Below are 15,813 nucleotides of genomic sequence, written 5' to 3' on the forward strand. Positions count from 1 at the left end.
CAATCAGGAGACAACCCATGAAGATCGAAGGACAAGCCGCACTCGTCACCGGCGGCGCCTCGGGCCTCGGCGAGGCCACTGCGCGCGAACTCGCACGCCTGGGCGCCAAGGTCGCGGTGCTCGACCGCAACGCCGCGCTCGCAGAGAAAGTGGCCGCAGAGATCGGCGGCGTCGCCTGCGTCTGCGACATCACCGACACCGACAGCGTGAACGCCGCGCTCGACAAGGCGCAGGCCGCACACGGCCCCGCGCGCATTTTGATGAACGTCGCCGGCATCGGCAGCGCCAAGCGCATCGTCGGCAAGGACGGCAACCCGGCGCCGCTCGAGGACTTCGTGCGCGTGGTCAACATCAACCTCATCGGCGGCTACAACATGGCGCGCCTCTTTGCCGCGCGCTGCGCCAAGCTCGACACGCTCGACAACGGCGAAAAGGGCGTGATGCTCTTCACCGCCTCGGTCGCGGCCTTCGACGGCCAGGTGGGCCAGCAGGCCTACAGCGCGTCGAAGGGCGGCCTCGTCGGCATGACCCTGCCGATGGCGCGCGACCTCGCGCAGCACGCCATCCGCGTGTGCACCGTGGCGCCCGGCCTCTTCGCCACGCCGCTGCTGCTGGAGCTGCCCGAGCCGGTGCAGCACTCGCTGGCCGCGTCGATCCCGTTCCCGCCGCGCCTGGGCAAGCCCTCGGAATTTGCCGAGCTGGCCTGCCACATCGTCACCAACGGCCACTTGAACGGCGAAGTGATTCGCCTCGACGGCGCCTTGCGCATGGCGCCGCGCTGATTCCCGCCCCCGCAGACAACCAGGAGACAAGACCATGACCACCCGACGCCAATTCACGGCGGCGCTCGGCGGCACCGCCGCGCTCGCCGCATTGCATCCCCTTGCCGCACTCGCCCAGGCGGTGCAGCAGCAGGTGAAGATCTACTACGGCTTTCCGGCCGGCAGCGCGGGCGACAGCGTGGCCCGCCGCGTGGCGGACAAGCTGGGCAACACGCCCTTCACCGCCACCAACCCGGTGGTCGAGAACAAGCCCGGCGCGGGCGGGCGCATCGCGCTCGACACGCTCAAGACCTCGCCGGCCGACGGTTCGGTGCTGTGCCTCGCGCAGGCCTCGGCGCTGTCGATCTACCCGCACATCTACACCAAGCTCAGCTACGCCATCCCCGACTTCGCGCCCATCTCCATCGGCGCCGTCATGACGCACGGCCTGGCTGTCGGCCCGATGGTGCCGGCCAGCGTGAAGACGCTGAAGGACTACATCGCCTGGGCCAAGGCCAACCCCGGCCAGGCCAGCTACGGCTCGCCGGGCGCGGGCTCCACGCCGCACTTCCTGGGCGCGCTGCTGGGCCTGAGCACCGGCACCGATCTGCGCCACGTGCCGTACCGCGGCTCGCTGCCCGGCATCAACGACGTGGTGGGCGGCCAGATCGCCTCGTGCCTGACGCCCGCCGGCGACTGCCTGCCGTTCGCCAAGGCCGGCAAGCTGCGCGTGCTCGCCACCTCGGGCGCGCAGCGCCCCGCCTACCTGCCCGACGTGCCCACCTTCACCGAGCAGGGCTTCCCCGAGATCGTCGCCGACGAGTGGTTCGGCTTCTTCGCACCGGCGAAGACGCCGGCCGCGACCATCGCCGTCGCGAGCACCGCGATCCAGGCCGCGCTGAAGGACAAGGCCGTGGCCGACGGCCTGCTGTCGGTGGGCCTGATCGCGCACGGCTCCTCGCCCGAGGAGATGAAGAAGTCGCTGCAGTCCGAGTACGAACGCTGGGGCCCGCTGGTCAAGAAGATCGGCTTCACCGCCGAGTCCTGAGCCCCATGCACTACCAGCCTCGCCCCGAAGACGCTCGCTTCCTGTTGAACGCGGTGCTCGATGCGCCCACGCGCCTGCGCGCACTCGCGCCCTTCGCGGAGGTCGACGAGCCGCTGCAGTCGCAGGTGCTCGAAGAAGCCGCACGCTTCGTCGGCGAGGTGATCGCGCCGCTGAACCGCGAGGGCGACGAGGTGGGTTGCCGCTTCGAGGGCGGCGAGGTCGTCACGCCCCCGGGCTTTCGCGCGGCCTACCAGGCCTTCGTGGACGGCGGCTGGCCGGCGCTCTCCGCCGCCACCGAAGACGGCGGCCAGGGCCTGCCCGCGGTGCTCGAGGCCATCCTCTACGAATGGCTCAGCGCCGCGAACCACGGCTTCACCATGGCGCCGGGGCTGCTGCACGGCGCATACGCCTGCCTCAAGCATCACGGCAGCGACGAACTGAAGGCGCGTTATCTGCAGAAGATCGCGACCGGCGAATGGCTCGCGACCATGTGCCTCACCGAAGCCCACGCCGGCAGCGACCTCGGCCAGGTGCGCACGCGCGCCACGGCGCAGGCCGACGGCAGCGTGCGCGTGAACGGCAGCAAGATCTTCATTTCAGGCGGCGAGCACGACCTCACGCCGAACATCGTGCATCTCGTGCTGTGCCGCCTGCCCGATGCACCGGCAGGGCCCAAGGGCCTGTCGCTGGCGCTGGTGCCCAAGGTGTTGCCCGACGGTGCGCGCAACGCGGTGCACTGCGAGCGCATCGAAGAAAAGATGGGCCTGCACGGCAGCCCGACCTGCACGATGCGCTTCGACGACGCCACCGGCTGGCTGGTCGGCGAGCCTGGTCGCGGGCTGGCCGCGATGTTCGTGATGATGAATGCGGCGCGCCTGCACGTGGCGCTGCAGGGCATCGGCCTGCTCGATGCCGCTTGGCAGAAGGCCGACGCCTACGCCGCCGAGCGCCGCCAGATGCGTGCACCCGGCCCCGCGCCCGCCAGCCGCGGCACCGAGGCGGCCGACCTGATCGCCGAGCACCCGGCCGTGCGCCGCATCCTCGACACCCAACGCGCCTGGATCGAGGGCTCGCGCGCGCTGGCTTACCGCAGCGCGCTGATGCTCGACATCGCCACGCACGACAGCGACCCCAAGGCCCGCGAGCGCGCGCAGCGCTGGTGCTCGCTCGTCACGCCGGTGCTCAAGGCCGCCTGCACGCACCAGGCCTTCCACGGTGCGAGCGACTGCCTGCAGGTGTTCGGCGGCCACGGCTACGTGCGCGAATGGGGCGTCGAGCAGGTGGTGCGCGACGCGCGCGTGACCATGATCTACGAGGGCACCAACGAGATCCAGGCGATCGACCTGCTGGTGCGCAAGGTGCTGCCCGACGGCGGCGCGGCGCTGTCGGCTGTGCTGCTCGAGTTGCGCGACACGCTCGACGCCTCGCGCGAGGCCGATGCCGATGTGCAGCGCCGGCTGGCGCAGCTGCGTTACCTGGGCACCACGGTGGCGATGGCGGCGCACGCCAACCCCGTGCTGCCTTACGAGGTGGCGGACGACTTCCTGCGCGTGGTGATGCTCACGCTGATGGCGTGGGCCTGGGCCCGCATCGAGGTGGCCGCGCCCGATGATGCGGATCGCGTTCGCGCCGCGGCGGCCTTCCGGCGCTGGGTGCTGCCCGAGTTCGAGATGCGCCTGGGCATCGTCAAACGGGCTTGTGAGGGTGTCGCACTGGCGCATTCCGCACAAGAGGCGTCACGCTAGTTGTTCGAGAAAGCAACGCGCGGTTACGCTCGCTGCATGCCTCCTTCCCCCGCGAAAAAAACGTCCGCCAAGACCGACACCGCCGCCGCGCCGTCTCCCCGGTCGGACCGGCTCGACGCCCGCGTGCTCGAAGGGCTGGTCGGCTACAACGCCCGGCGCGCCTGGCTGATCGTGAGCACCGTGTTCGCCGACCGCATGGCGCCCTACGGCCTCAAGCAGATCGACTTCTCGGTGCTCTCGCTGCTGGCGCACAACCCGGGCGCCACCTCGCGGCAGCTGTGCAACACGCTGGACATCCTGCCGCCCAACCTCGTGAGCCTGGTGGCCACGCTGGACGGCCGCGGCCTCATCGAACGCCGGCCGCATCCGCACGACGGCCGCGCCGTCGGCCTGCACCTCACACCGGCCGGCGAGACGCTGATCCGCGAGGCCGAGCAGGCCGTGGTGCAACTGGAAACCGAAGCCAGCAGCCGCCTGAGCACTCGCGAGCGGGAGACGCTCATCAAGCTGCTGCAGAAGATCTATCTCTGAGACCGGAGCGCGGCGACGCTGCGGCTACAGGCCGCGTTCCACCATGTCGATAAGGCGCTGCCCAAGCGCGTGCGTGGCCGTTGCGTCGACCCCGCGCAGCGGGCCGTCGATGATGAGCAACGCCAGCCCGTGCACCGCCGACCACGCGAGGTATTCGGCGCCCGGGCGCCGCGCCGGGTCGAGCAGGCCCGCGTCCACGAGCCGGTCGACGGCCGCGCCCAGCAACTCGAACGGGTTCATGCCGCTGGCGCCCGCGCCGTCGGGACCGACGTCGCCCTGCGCGTCTTCCGACACCACGAAGGCCGTGCGAAACAGCCCCGGCTGCGCCTGCGCAAAGCGCAGATAAGCGGTGCCGATGGCGCGCACCTGGGCGCGCGCGAAGTCGGCGGGCGGCTGGTCGCAGGGCAGCACGGCGAGTTCGCCCTCCATCGCCTTGGCCGCCTCCGACAGCGCCGCGGCGCGCACCGCCAGCAGCAGGTCGTGCCGGCTGGCGAAGTGGCGATACGCCGCGTTCGGCACCACGCCCACGCGGCGCGTGGCCTCGCGCAGCACCACGGCACTGGGGCCCCCGTCCCGCGCCAGTTCGATGCCGGCATCCAGCAGCGCACGGCGCAGATCGCCGTGGCGGTAGGTGCTGCGCGCGGGCGGCAGGCTTTCGGGAACGTTGTTGAGCTTCATCGCGACTCCATGTGGACACTGTCCATTATCTCTGCTATTCTTTGTGGACGGTGTACACAAAGTAATTCCATTGTTTTCGCGCAGACCCGTTGTGCCCGTGAACCAACCAAAAGGAAACGCCATGAAAGTCCAGTCTTACCTGTCCTTCGAAGGTCGTTGCGACGAAGCGATTGCCTTCTACAAGAAGGCGCTCGGCGCCGAAGTCGTGCAGCTCATGCGCTACAGCGAGGCGCCGGCCACCGGCGGCCCCGAGGGCAACCCCGAAGCCGGCTGCGCAGGCGGCATGCCCGGCCCTGACAAAGTGATGCATTCGGTCTTGCGCATCGGCCAGACCGAGCTCATGCTGTCCGACGGACGCTGCTCCGGCCAGGCCGAGTTCAAGGGAATCATGCTGTCGCTGTCGGCCGACAGCGACGCCGACGCCCGCAAGTGGTTCGACGCACTGGCCGATGGCGGCCAGGTGATGCAACCGCTGATCCCGACCTTCTTCACCACCAGCTTCGGCATGCTCAGCGACCGCTTCGGCGTGGGCTGGCTGCTGGTGGCGGACCCGGCCGCCGCGTGATGCGCGGGGGCTCGTTCTTCACTCTTCCCACACGCTTTTCTTCATCATGCTCAAGACCATCGTCCTCGCCGTCCTCGCGCTGATTGCCGCGCTGCTCATCTACGGCGCCACGCGGCCCGACAGCTTCCGCGTCGAGCGCACCACGCGCATCGACGCGCCGGCCGAAAAAATCTTTCCGCTGATCGACGACTTCCACCGCTGGAGCGCGTGGTCGCCCTACGAGAAGCTCGACCCGGCCATGAAGCGCACCTACGGCGGCGCCGCCAGCGGCAAGGGCGCCACCTACGCCTGGGAAGGCAACAGCAAGGCGGGCGCGGGCACGATGGAAATCACCGAGTCGCAGCCCTCGTCGAAGGTCGCGATCAAGCTCGACTTCGTGAAGCCCTTCGAAGGCCACAACACGGCCGAGTTCACGCTGCAGCCGCAGGGCGGCGCCACGCAGGTCACCTGGGCCATGTACGGCCCCAGCCCCTACATGGCCAAGCTCATGGGCATCTTCTTCGACATGGACCAGATGATCGGCAAGGACTTCGAGGCGGGCCTGGCCAATCTGAAGAGCGCAACCGAAAAGTAAACGCCTCCTCCCCTCATCGACTCACCTCAATCATTCAAGGAACTCTCATGTCCCCCATCAACGCTTACCTCACGTTCGACGGCAACGCCGCCGAGGCCATGCGCTTTTACGAGAAGACGCTGCGCGGCACCATGCAGATGATGATGACCGTCGGCGAAGCGCCCGACACCGAGCAGATGCCGGCCGAGGCCAAGAAGCGGATCATGCATGCGTCGCTCACCTACGGCGACGGCATCCTCATGGCCTCCGACACCATGCCGGGCCAGCCCTTCGAAGGCATGAAGGGCTTCGGCGTGGCGCTCACGCTCGACACCGTGGCCGAAGCGCGGCGCATCTTCGACGCCTTCGCCGACGGCGGCTCGATCGGCATGCCTTTCGAGAAGACCTTCTGGGTCGAAGGCTTCGGCATGGTGACCGACCGCTTCGGCACGCCGTGGCTCATCAACGGCGGCAAGGCACTGGTCTGAGCACGGAGCCGCCTCTCTTTACTTTTTCCCTTCTTCGCAGGAAGCACCTTCCATGACCGAAACCCTCGACAACCGAAAGCGCTGGCTCGCCCTGATGGTGCTGTGCCTGGGCGTGCTGATGATCGTGCTGGACACCACGATCGTGAACGTGGCGTTGCCTTCGATCCGCACCGACCTCGGTTTTTCCGAGACGTCTTTGGTCTGGGTGGTGAACGCCTACATGCTGACCTTCGGCGGCTTCCTGCTGCTGGGCGGGCGGCTGGGCGACCTGTACGGCCACCGCCGCGTGTTCCTCGCGGGCCTGGTGCTGTTCACGCTGGCCTCGCTGGCCTGCGGGGTCTCGACCTCGCAGGGACTGCTGGTGGCGGCGCGCGCGGTGCAGGGCCTGGGCGGCGCGGTGGTGTCGGCCGTGGCGCTCTCGCTCATCATGAACCTGTTCACCGAGCCGGCCGACCGCGCCAAGGCGATGGGCGTGTACGGCTTCGTGTGCGCGGGCGGCGGCAGCATCGGCGTGCTGCTGGGCGGGCTGCTCACGAGCACGCTGAGCTGGCACTGGATCTTCCTGGTCAACCTGCCGATCGGCGTGGCGGTGTATGCGCTGTGCGTGGCGCTGCTGCCCAACGCACGCGGCCACGCGCACGGCGAGAAGCTCGACGTGGCCGGCGCCATCACCGTCACCTCGTCGCTGATGCTCGCGGTGTACGGCGTGGTCAACGGCAACGAGGCGGGCTGGGGCTCCACGCAGACGATGGGCCTGCTCGGCGCGGCCGTGGTGCTGCTGGCCGTCTTCATCGCCATCGAGGCGCGCGTGCAGCATCCGCTGATGCCGCTGGGCCTCTTCAAGCTGCGTAGCGTGTCGGTGGCCAACGTGGTGGGCGTGCTGTGGGCCGCGGCCATGTTCGCGTGGTTCTTCATCTCGGCGCTGTACATGCAGCTGGTGCTGCAGTACACGCCGATGCAGATCGGGTTGGCCTTCCTGCCAGCCAACGTGATCATGGCGGTGTTCTCGCTCGGCCTCTCCGCAAAGATCGTGATGCGCTTCGGCATCCGCAAGCCGCTGGCGGCGGGGCTGTGGCTCGCCGCCCTCGGGCTGGCGCTGTTCGCGCGCGCGCCGGTCAACGGCAGCTTCGTGCTCGACGTGCTGCCCGGCATGGTGCTGCTGGGCCTGGGCGCGGGCATGGCCTTCAACCCGGTGCTGCTGGCGGCCATGAGCGAGGTCGACCCGGCCGACTCGGGCCTGGCCTCGGGCGTGGTCAACACCGCCTTCATGATGGGCGGCGCCCTGGGCCTGGCCGTGCTGGCCAGCGCCGCGGCGGCACGCACCACCGCCACGGCCACCGCGGGCGCGCAGATGCCGCTGGCGCTCACCGGTGGCTACAACCTGGCATTCCTGGTCGGCGCCGTGTTCGCGGCGGCGGCGGGTCTGATCGGGGTCCTGCTGCTTCGCCCGGCCGCGCCGGGACACACCCAGAACAACAACGAAGCAGCGTCGGCCCCGGGCGCGGCGGGCGAGACGGCGTCGTCGTGAACGCGACGGCGCCATGCAGCCCCCGCTTTTTCTTTTTCAACGTTTCTATCCCCTATTCAGGAGAACAGACATGGCTCGTTATGTAGACGGATTCATCGTCGCCATTCCCACCAAGAACGTCGAGGCCTACCGCAAGCTCGCGCGCAAGGCCGGCAAGGTCTGGATGGAGTACGGCGCGCTCGAGTACGTGGAGTGCATCGCCGACGACGTGAAGCCCGGCAAGCTCACGTCGTTCCCCCAGAGCGTGAAGCTCAAGGCCGACGAGACCGTGGCCTTCTCGTGGATCACCTACAAGTCGCGCAAGCACCGCGACACGATCAACAAGAAGGTCATGGCCGACCCGCGCCTGGAGGCCATGATGGACATGAAGAACCTGCCGTTCGACGGCAAACGCATGATCTTCGGCGGCTTCAAGTCGATCGTGGAACTTTGACTCGCCCCCAGGCTTCGCGCACTGCGTGTCGCTTCTCCAACCCCCTACCGGGGGCAACACCTGAGGCCCGGCAAAGCCGGTTCCTCGGTGTTTCACGAAGGGGCCTGGCCTGCGGCCGGCCTCAGGCCAGGAAGCCGTCGTAGACGAGCTTCAGGCCCGTGAGCAGCATGCCCAGATAGACGAAGCGATAGAACCACGTCGCATCGATGCGGCGTGCGATGCGGATGCCGATCCACACGCCCAGCGGTGCGATCGGCATCAGCACGAGCGAGGTGGCCAGCGTGCGAAAGTCGAGCAGACCGAGCCATGCGTAGGGAATCCACTTGCTGAGATTCACCACGAAGAAGAAGTAGGCCATCGTCGCCGTGAACACCACGGGCTTGAGCTTCAGCGGGATCACGTAGGCATTGATCGGCGGCCCGCCCGCATGCGCGATGAAGCTGGTGAAGCCCGACACGGTCGTCAGCACCGCGCCCACCGCGCGCGACGGCAGCGGGTCGTTGGGCTTGGGTGGAAACAGCAGGCGCTGCGCGAGGAACACCAGCGTGAACACGCCCACGATGCCCGCCACCGTGTGGGCCGACAGCACGCGAAACAGCAGCGTGCCGATCACCGTGCCGACCAGCCCGAACGGAATCAAAAACTTGAGCAGCGAGCGGTCGAAGTCGCGCCGGAACGCGGCCAGGCCGAGCAGGTCCATGAGCAGCAGCAGCGGCATCAGGATCGCCGCCGCCTGCGGCACGGTGACGGCCAGCGCCATCATCGGCACGGCCAGCGACCCGAAACCGGCGCCGAAGCCGCTCTTGCTGATGCCGAGCAGCAGCACGGCGGGGACGGCGACCGCGTAGAACGACGGGTCGGTGATGAGGGGAAAAACCATGGGGAAACCAGCAGCGCAGAAAAAAGCCCGCCAGGGGCAGGCGGGCCGCCCGGGAGCGTAGCAGGAAGCCCGTTTTCCTGCCGACGGCCCGCCCGGCACGGGCCTCGGGGGACAACCCGCTTGACAGTGTTTTCCATATTTATGACATTTATGATCATAAATAGACGGAACGCAGATGCCCCCTTCCCAACCCAAGCCTTCGCTCACGCGCGACAAGCGCGTGAAGCGTTCCGACCAGGTGGTCGACAACATCAAGCGCTGGGTCGTCCAGACCCAGCAGCAGGTCGGCAACAAGCTGCCGCAGGAGAAAGAGCTGATCGAGCAGCTCGGCGTGTCGCGCGGCACGGTGCGCGAGGCGCTGGCCGCGCTGCAGGTGCAGGGGCTGGTCGCGATCAGCACCGGCCCCAACGGCGGCGCCACGCTCACGCAGGCCTCGTACGAGCAGTGCCTGCAGGCGGTGTCGAACTTCCTGTACTTCCAGCCGGTCGACATCACGATGCTGTACGCGCTGCGGCGCGTGGTCGAGCCCGAGCTGGCCGCCAACGTGGCCACGCGCCTCAGCGAGGCCGATCTGGCCGCGCTGGAGGCGCTGATCGGCCACAGCCACCCGGCCCACGGCGGCAGCGCCGACTGGAACGAGCGCCGCGAGGCCGACCTGCTGTTCCATGACCGCCTGGCCGAGGCCTGCAGCAGCCCCTTCCTGGCGCTGGTGTGCCGCCTGCTCAACGACGTGATCCGCCGCGTGATCATCGTGCGCAACGCACTCACGGAGTTCGACCAGTTCGACGAGGAGATCGTCGACAGCCACACCGAGCTGCTCGACGCGCTGCGCGCCCGCGACCCCGCGCGTGCGCGCGAGGTCATGCGCGTGCACATGGAACACGCCGAAGCCCTGGCCCTGGAGGCCGAATCCCGCGTCGACCGCGGCAGCCTGCTCATGAAGAAACCGACCGGCTGACGCCTGCGCGGCGCGGGCTGATCCGCCGCCGCCTTCTTCCCCCTGCTCTCTCTTGCCTTCACCCCGGTTGCGCCGGGGTGCGGGTTTCCTTTGCCCGAACTTTCCTCGAGACCTCCCATGACTGCATCCCCCGCCCTCTGGCAGCGCAGCGCCACCGACCTCGCCGACGCCGTGCGCCGCCGCGAGCTGTCCTGCCGCGAAGTGACGACCAGCGTGCTCGCGCGCATCGCCGAACTCAACCCCCGCCTCAATGCCCTGGCCGAGGTGCTGGCCGATGAGGCCCTGGCCAGCGCCGATGCCGCCGACGCGCGCACCCTGCGCGGCGAGCCGCTGGGCCCGCTGCACGGCGTGCCGGTGAGCATCAAGGTCAACGTCGACCAGACCGGCCACGCCACGACCAACGGCGTGATCCCGCTGAAGGACCACATCGCCCGCGAAGACGCGCCGGTGGTGGCGCACTGGCGCAGCGCGGGCGCCGTCATCGTGGGGCGCAGCAACACCGCGACCTACTCGTCGCGCTGGTTCACCGACAACGGCGTGCACGGCCGCACGCTGAACCCGTGGGACGCGGCCGTCACGCCCGGCGGCTCCAGCGGCGGTGCGGCTTCGGCGGTGGCCAGCGGCATGGGCGCGCTGGCGCACGGCAACGACATCGGCGGCTCGATCCGCTACCCCGCGTACGCCTGCGGCGTGGCCGGCCTGCGCCCCACCGCCGGCCGCGTGCCGGCCTTCAACCCGAGCGCGACCAGCGAGCGCGGCATCACGCCGCAGCTCATGTCGGTGCAGGGGCCGCTGGCGCGCAGCATCGCCGACCTGCGCCTGGGCTACGAGGCCATGGCGCGCCCCGACGCGCGCGACCCGAACTGGGTGCCGATGCCGCACGAGCTGCCGCGCCCCGCCGGCCCGATCCGCGTGGCGCTGTTCAAGCGCGCGCCGGGCATCCCGGTCGACCCGGCCGTCACGCAGGCACTGGACGACGCCGCGCGCTGGCTGCAGCAGGCGGGCTACGCGGTCGACGAAGCCGAGCTGCCCTGCTTCGGCGAGGCCGCCGCCCTGTGGCGCACGCTGATCGTGGACGACACGCGCCGCAACATCATCGCGGGCGTCGAGCAGCACGGCGACGACCTCATGCGGCGCAGCCAGCGCTACCTGCTCGAAGGCATGGCCGAGACCGACCGCGACGGTTTTCTGGATGCGCTCGCGCGGCGCCAGGCGCTGCTACGCAGCTGGTCGGTGTTCATGCAGACCCATCCGCTGGTGCTGATGCCCGTGTCGTGGCAGCGCCCCTGCCCGCAGGACGAAGACGTCGCCAGCCTCGAACGCGCCCGCGCCCTCATCGACGCCCAGAGCCCGCTGCTCGCGACCGCCGCGCTCGGCATGCCCGGCCTCGCGGTGCCCACCGGCATGGCCGGCGGCGCGCCCATGGGCGTGCAGCTGCTGGCCTGGCGCTTCCGCGAAGACCTGCTGCTGGAGGCCGGCCAGGCGATCGAAGACGCGGCCCACTTCACGCCGCTGGTCGCGCAGTGATCTCTCTTTTTCTGTTCTTCCAACGATTCCAACCACCCGGAGACTTTCGATGACCCCCTTCACCTTCCCCACCGGCGCTGCGCTCTCGCGGCGCGGCCTCATCCGCGCAGCGGCGGCCACGGGCCTGGGCGGCCTGCTGCCGTACGGCGCGAACGCGCAGCCGGCGGTCAACCGCCTGATCGTGCCCTTCCCGGCCGGCGGCCCGGCCGACTTCATGGGCCGGCTGCTGTCCGAAAAGCTCAAGGACGAGCTCGGCCGCCCGGTCATGGTCGACAACCGCCCCGGCGCCGGCACGCGGCTGGCGGCCGAGGTGCTGAAGAACAGCCCCGCCGACGGCACCACCATGCTGCTGGCGCCGGTCGACCCGATGTTCATCGGCCCCGCCATCTACGCCAACATGCGCTTCAACCCGGCCACCGACTTCAAGCCCGTGACCGACGTGAGCGGCATCCAGTTCGGCCTGGCCGTGAGCGCCGCCTCACCGGTGAAGACGCTGGCCCAGTTCGTCCAGGCCGCCAAGGCCCACCCCGACCAGGGCTCGATCGGCATCACCACCGTGGGCTCGCTGCTGCACTTCCTGGCCATGGACTTCGTGGCCCTGTCGCGCAGCGGCGCCACCCTGGTGCCCTACCGCGGCGGCGCGGCCATGGTCACCGAGCTGATCGGCGGCCAGGTGGCCTCGGGCATGGACGCCACCACCACCCTCACCGAGTACCACCGCGCGGGCAAGCTGCGCGTGCTGGCCGTGGCCGGCGACAAGCGCGCCGACGGCCTGCCCGACGTACCGACCTTCGCCGAGTCGGGCTACCCGACGCTGGTGGCCTCGTCGCGCTACGTGCTCTACGCCCACGCCAACACCGCGCCCGCCACGCTGGCGCAGTGGAACCGGGCCGTGCGCAAGGTGCTGGCCCTGCCCGACGTGCGCGAAAAGCTCGGCCGCGTGGGCTACGACCTGCTGCCCGGCGCCTCGAGCGAAGAGGTGGTGCGCTACACCGACGCGCTGGCCGCACGCTGGCTGCCGGTGATCAAGGCCTCGGGCTACAAGGGCGACTGAGGCCCGGCGACGGCGACCCAACCGCCGAAAAGTGTGCGTAAACGCACCGACCGGCGACGGCGGGGCTCTCACACTGGCATGGCAACCGCCGCAGTCCGCGGCGGCCTTCTTCCTTTTTTCTTCCACTCAAGGATTCGCCATGAACACCCAGGCTGCCCCGATCGCCTCCGCCGCTTCGGCGTCTTCCTCCTCGTCGTTCCTTGCCACGCCCGCGGCCCGCGACGACGCCGGCAAGCTGGTGCTGCGCGTGTCGGTCGGCGTGCTGATGCTGCTGCACGGCATCTTCAAGCTCTCGGCCGGCGTCGGCTTCATCGGCGGCATGCTGGCCAAGGCCGGCCTGCCCGGCGGGCTGGCCTACCTCGTGTTCGTGGGCGAGATCGTCGCGCCGCTGCTGATGATCGCGGGCCTGTGGACGCGCGCCGCCGCCGCCGTGGTGGTGATCAACATGCTCTTCGCCTTCGGCCTCGTGCACATGGCCGACCTGTTCGCGCTGACCAAGCAGGGCGGCTGGGCGCTGGAGCTGCAGGGCCTGTACCTGTTCGGCGCACTGAGCGTGGCGCTGATGGGCGCCGGCCGCTACAGCGTGGCCGGCCCGAACGGCCGCTGGAACTGATCTAGTCGCCGCGCACCTGCGACACCATCAGCGCCAGGCGCTCGGCATCGGCCACCACCAGCGCCTTGCCGTCCTTGCGCAGCACGCCGCCGCGCACCAGCGTGTTGAGTTCGCGGGTCACCTGCTCGCGGTTGGTGCTGATCTGGCTGGCCAGCGCCGCATGCTTGGGCGCGGGCTCCAGCCGGGCCTCGTTGCCGTCGATGCCCGCCTCGCGCGCCAGGCGCAGCAGCTCGGCATGCAGGCGGTTCTGCACGCCCAGCGTGCTCAGGTCGATCACCCGTTCCGACAGCTGCCGCACCAGCGCGGCCAGCCGCTGCATCACGCGCTCGGCCACCAGCGGCTCCTCGCGCAGCAGCGACAGGAAGGCCGCGCGGTCCAGGCTGGCGACCACGCAGGGTTCGAGCGTGACCACGTCGGCCGAACGCGGCCCGCCGTCCAAAGCGGCGATGTCGCCGAAATGCGCGCCGGCCTCCGAATCGCGGAACGTCACCTGCCGGCCGTTGGCCGCGTAGGTCGTCACGCGCACGCGGCCCGACACCAGCAGGAACACCTCGCCCTGCAGGTCGGCGCGCAGCATCAGCGGCTTGCCGGCCGCCACGCTGTGCCACAGGCACTGGCGCGCCAGATGGTCGAAGCGGTCGTCGGACAGGCCTTCGAGCAGCGCGATGCGGCGCAGCGCGAGGCTGGAGCGGGGGGTGGGTTCGGGTAGGGCCATGCCGGTGGTCATCGAGGCGCGCGCATTATGCTCGGGTGCCGCTTCGAACCCGTTCATGGACAGACGTTCCCCTCCTTCCCCTTTTTTGCTGAGAACGCCGACACGGCGCAACCTCCGCTGGGCGAGCGGGCTGGTGCTGATGGCCTACATCACGGCGCACCTGCTGAACCATTCGCTGGGCATCGTCTCCTTCGCCGCGGCCGAGACCGTGCTGCGCGGCGTGCAGAAGTTCTGGCACAGCCTGCCCGGCACGCTGCTGCTGTACGGCGCCGCCCTCACCCACCTCGTGCTCGCCGTGGCCGCCCTGTGGGAACGCCGCACCCTGCGCATGCCGCCGCTCGAAGCCCTGCGCGTGCTGCTGGGCTTTGCGCTGCCGCTGCTGCTGGCCACCCACCTCACCGCGATGCGCGGCGCCTGGCTGGCCTACGGCATCGAGGGCTCGTACGTGCGCGTGGTCTGGGGCCTGTGGGACCTGGCCGGCGCGGGCGCGCAGCTGGGCATGATGCTGGCCGCCTGGGCCCACGGCTGCCTCGGCCTGCACTTCGCGCTGCGCGTGCGCCCGCTCTACCGGCGCCTGTTCGCGCCGCTGCTCGCGGTGGCCGTGCTGCTGCCGGTGACCGCCGCGATGGGCTTCGTCTCGATGGGGCGCGAGTTCCAGTGGACCGGCGTGCCGCCCGTCGTGCTGCCGACGCCCGAACAGGGCCGCGCGCTCAACGCCGCCGAGACGAACATCAAGCTCTATTACGCCTTGGCGCTGCTGGCCCTGCTCGCGGCCTACGCGGCGCGCAGCCGCCTGGCCCGGCGCGCGCGCGGCGCCACCGTGGCGCTGCGCTACCCCGACCGCACCGTGCACGTGCCGCCCGGCTGGAGCGTGCTCGAAGCCAGCCGCTCGCACGGCATCGCGCACGTGTCGATCTGCGGCGGACGCGCGCGCTGCTCCACCTGCCGCGTGCGCGTGGGCGGCGCGCCCGAACACATCGGCACGCCGGGCCGCGACGAGCAGCGCACGCTCGAGCGCGTGCGCGCCCCGCACGACGTGCGGCTGGCCTGCCAGCTGCGCCCGCGCGGCAGCATCGAGGTGACACCGCTGTTCGCGCCGCTGCCGCGCGAGGGCCGGCCCGCGCCGGTCGGCCGCTTCGGGCACGAGCGCGACGTGGCGATTTTGTTCGTCGACCTGCGGCGCTGGTCGGGCCTGTCGGAGCGGCAGTGGCCCTTCGACCTGGCCTACGTGCTCGACCGCTACTTCGCCATCGTGGGCGCCGCCGTGCGCGAGAGCGGCGGCGTGCCCAACCAGTTCATCGGCGACAGCGTGATGGCCATCTTCGGCCTCGAGAGCGACCTGCCCACCGCCTGCCGGCAGGCGCTGCATGCCACCCAGCTCATCGGCGAGCGCATGGACGCATGGAACGTCGACTTCCAGGCCCAGTTCGGCCAGCAGCTGGACTTCGGCATGGGCCTGCACGCCGGGCGCGCGGCCGTCGGCGAAGTCGGCTACCTCGAGACCACCACCTTCACCGCCATCGGCGAAGTGGTCAACACCGCGAGCCGCCTGCAGGACCATTCGAAGACTGCTTCAGCGCGGCTCGTGGTCTCGCAGTTCGCGGCGCAACAGGCCGGCGCCGAAGCAACGCTGGGGCCGGTCGACACGCTGAACGTGCGCGGGCGCTCCGAACCGCTGGCCGTGATGTATTCACGCGCCGGGAAAGCGGCCTGAGCACCACCTGCCGGATTCGGTG

Annotated in this window: 17 protein-coding genes; 14 read left to right on the forward strand and 3 right to left on the reverse strand. The window is 70.1% G+C overall.

Annotated features, from left to right (window positions below):
* Window positions 1–17 precede the first annotated feature (17 nt).
* The 4 genes from AC1RL8_RS16810 to AC1RL8_RS16825 are packed head-to-tail and all read left to right on the forward strand — an operon-like array spanning window position 18 to window position 4,085.
* On the forward strand, window positions 18–782 hold the full coding sequence (locus AC1RL8_RS16810) for an SDR family NAD(P)-dependent oxidoreductase (RefSeq protein ID WP_492684827.1): 765 nt from the start codon (window positions 18–20) through the stop codon (window positions 780–782).
* Window positions 783–816: 34 nt separating this feature from the next.
* A complete protein-coding gene (locus tag AC1RL8_RS16815) occupies window positions 817–1,809 on the forward strand; it encodes a Bug family tripartite tricarboxylate transporter substrate binding protein (RefSeq protein WP_062479517.1) in 993 nt (330 codons plus the stop codon).
* Window positions 1,810–1,814: 5 nt separating this feature from the next.
* Window positions 1,815–3,554, forward strand: coding sequence for an acyl-CoA dehydrogenase family protein (locus AC1RL8_RS16820; protein ID WP_492684828.1), 1,740 nt, complete (start codon window positions 1,815–1,817; stop codon window positions 3,552–3,554).
* 36 nt (window positions 3,555–3,590) lie between these two features.
* The gene (locus AC1RL8_RS16825; protein ID WP_492684829.1) at window positions 3,591–4,085 is read left to right on the forward strand and encodes a MarR family winged helix-turn-helix transcriptional regulator; all 495 of its coding nucleotides are present in this window, start codon (window positions 3,591–3,593) and stop codon (window positions 4,083–4,085) included.
* Window positions 4,086–4,109: 24 nt separating this feature from the next.
* Here the strand turns inward: AC1RL8_RS16825 and AC1RL8_RS16830 are convergent, their stop codons facing one another.
* Window positions 4,110–4,763 (reverse strand): TetR/AcrR family transcriptional regulator, encoded by a 654-nt coding sequence (locus AC1RL8_RS16830; RefSeq protein WP_062479525.1) that lies wholly within the window; start codon window positions 4,761–4,763, stop codon window positions 4,110–4,112.
* A 121-nt stretch (window positions 4,764–4,884) separates the two neighbouring features.
* Here AC1RL8_RS16830 and AC1RL8_RS16835 point away from each other — a divergent pair, with 121 nt between their 5' ends.
* The 5 genes from AC1RL8_RS16835 to AC1RL8_RS16855 all read left to right on the forward strand — a co-directional run bounded on the left by AC1RL8_RS16835 (window position 4,885) and on the right by AC1RL8_RS16855 (window position 8,330).
* The gene (locus AC1RL8_RS16835) at window positions 4,885–5,328 is read left to right on the forward strand and encodes a VOC family protein (protein ID WP_062479529.1); all 444 of its coding nucleotides are present in this window, start codon (window positions 4,885–4,887) and stop codon (window positions 5,326–5,328) included.
* 46 nt (window positions 5,329–5,374) lie between these two features.
* Complete coding sequence (locus AC1RL8_RS16840) at window positions 5,375–5,902, forward strand: SRPBCC family protein (protein WP_492684830.1); 528 nt, start codon at window positions 5,375–5,377, stop codon at window positions 5,900–5,902.
* Between the two features lie 47 nt (window positions 5,903–5,949).
* On the forward strand, window positions 5,950–6,369 hold the full coding sequence (locus AC1RL8_RS16845; protein ID WP_062479535.1) for a VOC family protein: 420 nt from the start codon (window positions 5,950–5,952) through the stop codon (window positions 6,367–6,369).
* A 52-nt stretch (window positions 6,370–6,421) separates the two neighbouring features.
* The gene (locus AC1RL8_RS16850) at window positions 6,422–7,897 is read left to right on the forward strand and encodes a DHA2 family efflux MFS transporter permease subunit (RefSeq protein ID WP_492684831.1); all 1,476 of its coding nucleotides are present in this window, start codon (window positions 6,422–6,424) and stop codon (window positions 7,895–7,897) included.
* A 70-nt stretch (window positions 7,898–7,967) separates the two neighbouring features.
* Window positions 7,968–8,330: a DUF1428 domain-containing protein gene (locus tag AC1RL8_RS16855; protein WP_062479540.1), complete on the forward strand. Its 363-nt coding sequence runs from the start codon at window positions 7,968–7,970 to the stop codon at window positions 8,328–8,330.
* A gap of 121 nt (window positions 8,331–8,451) precedes the next feature.
* On the opposite strand, the gene AC1RL8_RS16860 is transcribed toward AC1RL8_RS16855, so the two are convergent.
* Window positions 8,452–9,210 (reverse strand): sulfite exporter TauE/SafE family protein, encoded by a 759-nt coding sequence (locus AC1RL8_RS16860; RefSeq protein ID WP_062479543.1) that lies wholly within the window; start codon window positions 9,208–9,210, stop codon window positions 8,452–8,454.
* A 175-nt stretch (window positions 9,211–9,385) separates the two neighbouring features.
* On the opposite strand from AC1RL8_RS16860, the gene AC1RL8_RS16865 reads away from it, so the two are divergent.
* The 4 genes from AC1RL8_RS16865 to AC1RL8_RS16880 all read left to right on the forward strand — a co-directional run bounded on the left by AC1RL8_RS16865 (window position 9,386) and on the right by AC1RL8_RS16880 (window position 13,362).
* Window positions 9,386–10,168 carry a FadR/GntR family transcriptional regulator gene (locus AC1RL8_RS16865; protein WP_492684832.1) on the forward strand — a complete coding sequence of 261 codons (783 nt, stop codon included), beginning with the start codon at window positions 9,386–9,388 and terminating at the stop codon, window positions 10,166–10,168.
* Between the two features lie 117 nt (window positions 10,169–10,285).
* The gene (locus tag AC1RL8_RS16870; RefSeq protein WP_492684833.1) at window positions 10,286–11,695 is read left to right on the forward strand and encodes an amidase family protein; all 1,410 of its coding nucleotides are present in this window, start codon (window positions 10,286–10,288) and stop codon (window positions 11,693–11,695) included.
* 49 nt (window positions 11,696–11,744) lie between these two features.
* Window positions 11,745–12,749 (forward strand): tripartite tricarboxylate transporter substrate-binding protein, encoded by a 1,005-nt coding sequence (locus tag AC1RL8_RS16875; RefSeq protein ID WP_492684834.1) that lies wholly within the window; start codon window positions 11,745–11,747, stop codon window positions 12,747–12,749.
* Window positions 12,750–12,888: 139 nt separating this feature from the next.
* Window positions 12,889–13,362: a DoxX family protein gene (locus AC1RL8_RS16880; RefSeq protein WP_070061943.1), complete on the forward strand. Its 474-nt coding sequence runs from the start codon at window positions 12,889–12,891 to the stop codon at window positions 13,360–13,362.
* 1 nt (window position 13,363) lies between these two features.
* Here the strand turns inward: AC1RL8_RS16880 and AC1RL8_RS16885 are convergent, their stop codons facing one another.
* Window positions 13,364–14,089: a Crp/Fnr family transcriptional regulator gene (locus tag AC1RL8_RS16885; RefSeq protein ID WP_492684881.1), complete on the reverse strand. Its 726-nt coding sequence runs from the start codon at window positions 14,087–14,089 to the stop codon at window positions 13,364–13,366.
* Window positions 14,090–14,132: 43 nt separating this feature from the next.
* On the opposite strand from AC1RL8_RS16885, the gene AC1RL8_RS16890 reads away from it, so the two are divergent.
* Entirely contained in the window at window positions 14,133–15,791 is a 1,659-nt protein-coding gene (locus AC1RL8_RS16890) for an adenylate/guanylate cyclase domain-containing protein (protein ID WP_492684835.1), read from the forward strand.
* Window positions 15,792–15,813 lie beyond the last annotated feature (22 nt).

The organism is Variovorax sp. GW822-FHT04E09 (assembly GCF_058800845.1).

Excerpts from the sequence above, each read along its gene's own strand:
- AC1RL8_RS16835 (WP_062479529.1), top strand. The coding sequence starts at position 4,885 with ATGAAAGTCCAGTCTTACCTGTCCTTCGAAGGTCGTTGCGACGAAGCG.
- AC1RL8_RS16825 (WP_492684829.1), top strand. The coding sequence starts at position 3,591 with ATGCCTCCTTCCCCCGCGAAAAAAACGTCCGCCAAGACCGACACCGCC.
- AC1RL8_RS16820 (WP_492684828.1), top strand. The coding sequence starts at position 1,815 with ATGCACTACCAGCCTCGCCCCGAAGACGCTCGCTTCCTGTTGAACGCG.
- AC1RL8_RS16860 (WP_062479543.1), bottom strand. The coding sequence starts at position 9,210 with ATGGTTTTTCCCCTCATCACCGACCCGTCGTTCTACGCGGTCGCCGTC.
- AC1RL8_RS16885 (WP_492684881.1), bottom strand. The coding sequence starts at position 14,089 with ATGACCACCGGCATGGCCCTACCCGAACCCACCCCCCGCTCCAGCCTC.
- AC1RL8_RS16890 (WP_492684835.1), top strand. The coding sequence starts at position 14,133 with ATGGACAGACGTTCCCCTCCTTCCCCTTTTTTGCTGAGAACGCCGACA.
- AC1RL8_RS16865 (WP_492684832.1), top strand. The coding sequence starts at position 9,386 with ATGCCCCCTTCCCAACCCAAGCCTTCGCTCACGCGCGACAAGCGCGTG.
- AC1RL8_RS16875 (WP_492684834.1), top strand. The coding sequence starts at position 11,745 with ATGACCCCCTTCACCTTCCCCACCGGCGCTGCGCTCTCGCGGCGCGGC.
- AC1RL8_RS16850 (WP_492684831.1), top strand. The coding sequence starts at position 6,422 with ATGACCGAAACCCTCGACAACCGAAAGCGCTGGCTCGCCCTGATGGTG.
- AC1RL8_RS16855 (WP_062479540.1), top strand. The coding sequence starts at position 7,968 with ATGGCTCGTTATGTAGACGGATTCATCGTCGCCATTCCCACCAAGAAC.
- AC1RL8_RS16840 (WP_492684830.1), top strand. The coding sequence starts at position 5,375 with ATGCTCAAGACCATCGTCCTCGCCGTCCTCGCGCTGATTGCCGCGCTG.
- AC1RL8_RS16810 (WP_492684827.1), top strand. The coding sequence starts at position 18 with ATGAAGATCGAAGGACAAGCCGCACTCGTCACCGGCGGCGCCTCGGGC.
- AC1RL8_RS16870 (WP_492684833.1), top strand. The coding sequence starts at position 10,286 with ATGACTGCATCCCCCGCCCTCTGGCAGCGCAGCGCCACCGACCTCGCC.
- AC1RL8_RS16845 (WP_062479535.1), top strand. The coding sequence starts at position 5,950 with ATGTCCCCCATCAACGCTTACCTCACGTTCGACGGCAACGCCGCCGAG.
- AC1RL8_RS16815 (WP_062479517.1), top strand. The coding sequence starts at position 817 with ATGACCACCCGACGCCAATTCACGGCGGCGCTCGGCGGCACCGCCGCG.
- AC1RL8_RS16830 (WP_062479525.1), bottom strand. The coding sequence starts at position 4,763 with ATGAAGCTCAACAACGTTCCCGAAAGCCTGCCGCCCGCGCGCAGCACC.
- AC1RL8_RS16880 (WP_070061943.1), top strand. The coding sequence starts at position 12,889 with ATGAACACCCAGGCTGCCCCGATCGCCTCCGCCGCTTCGGCGTCTTCC.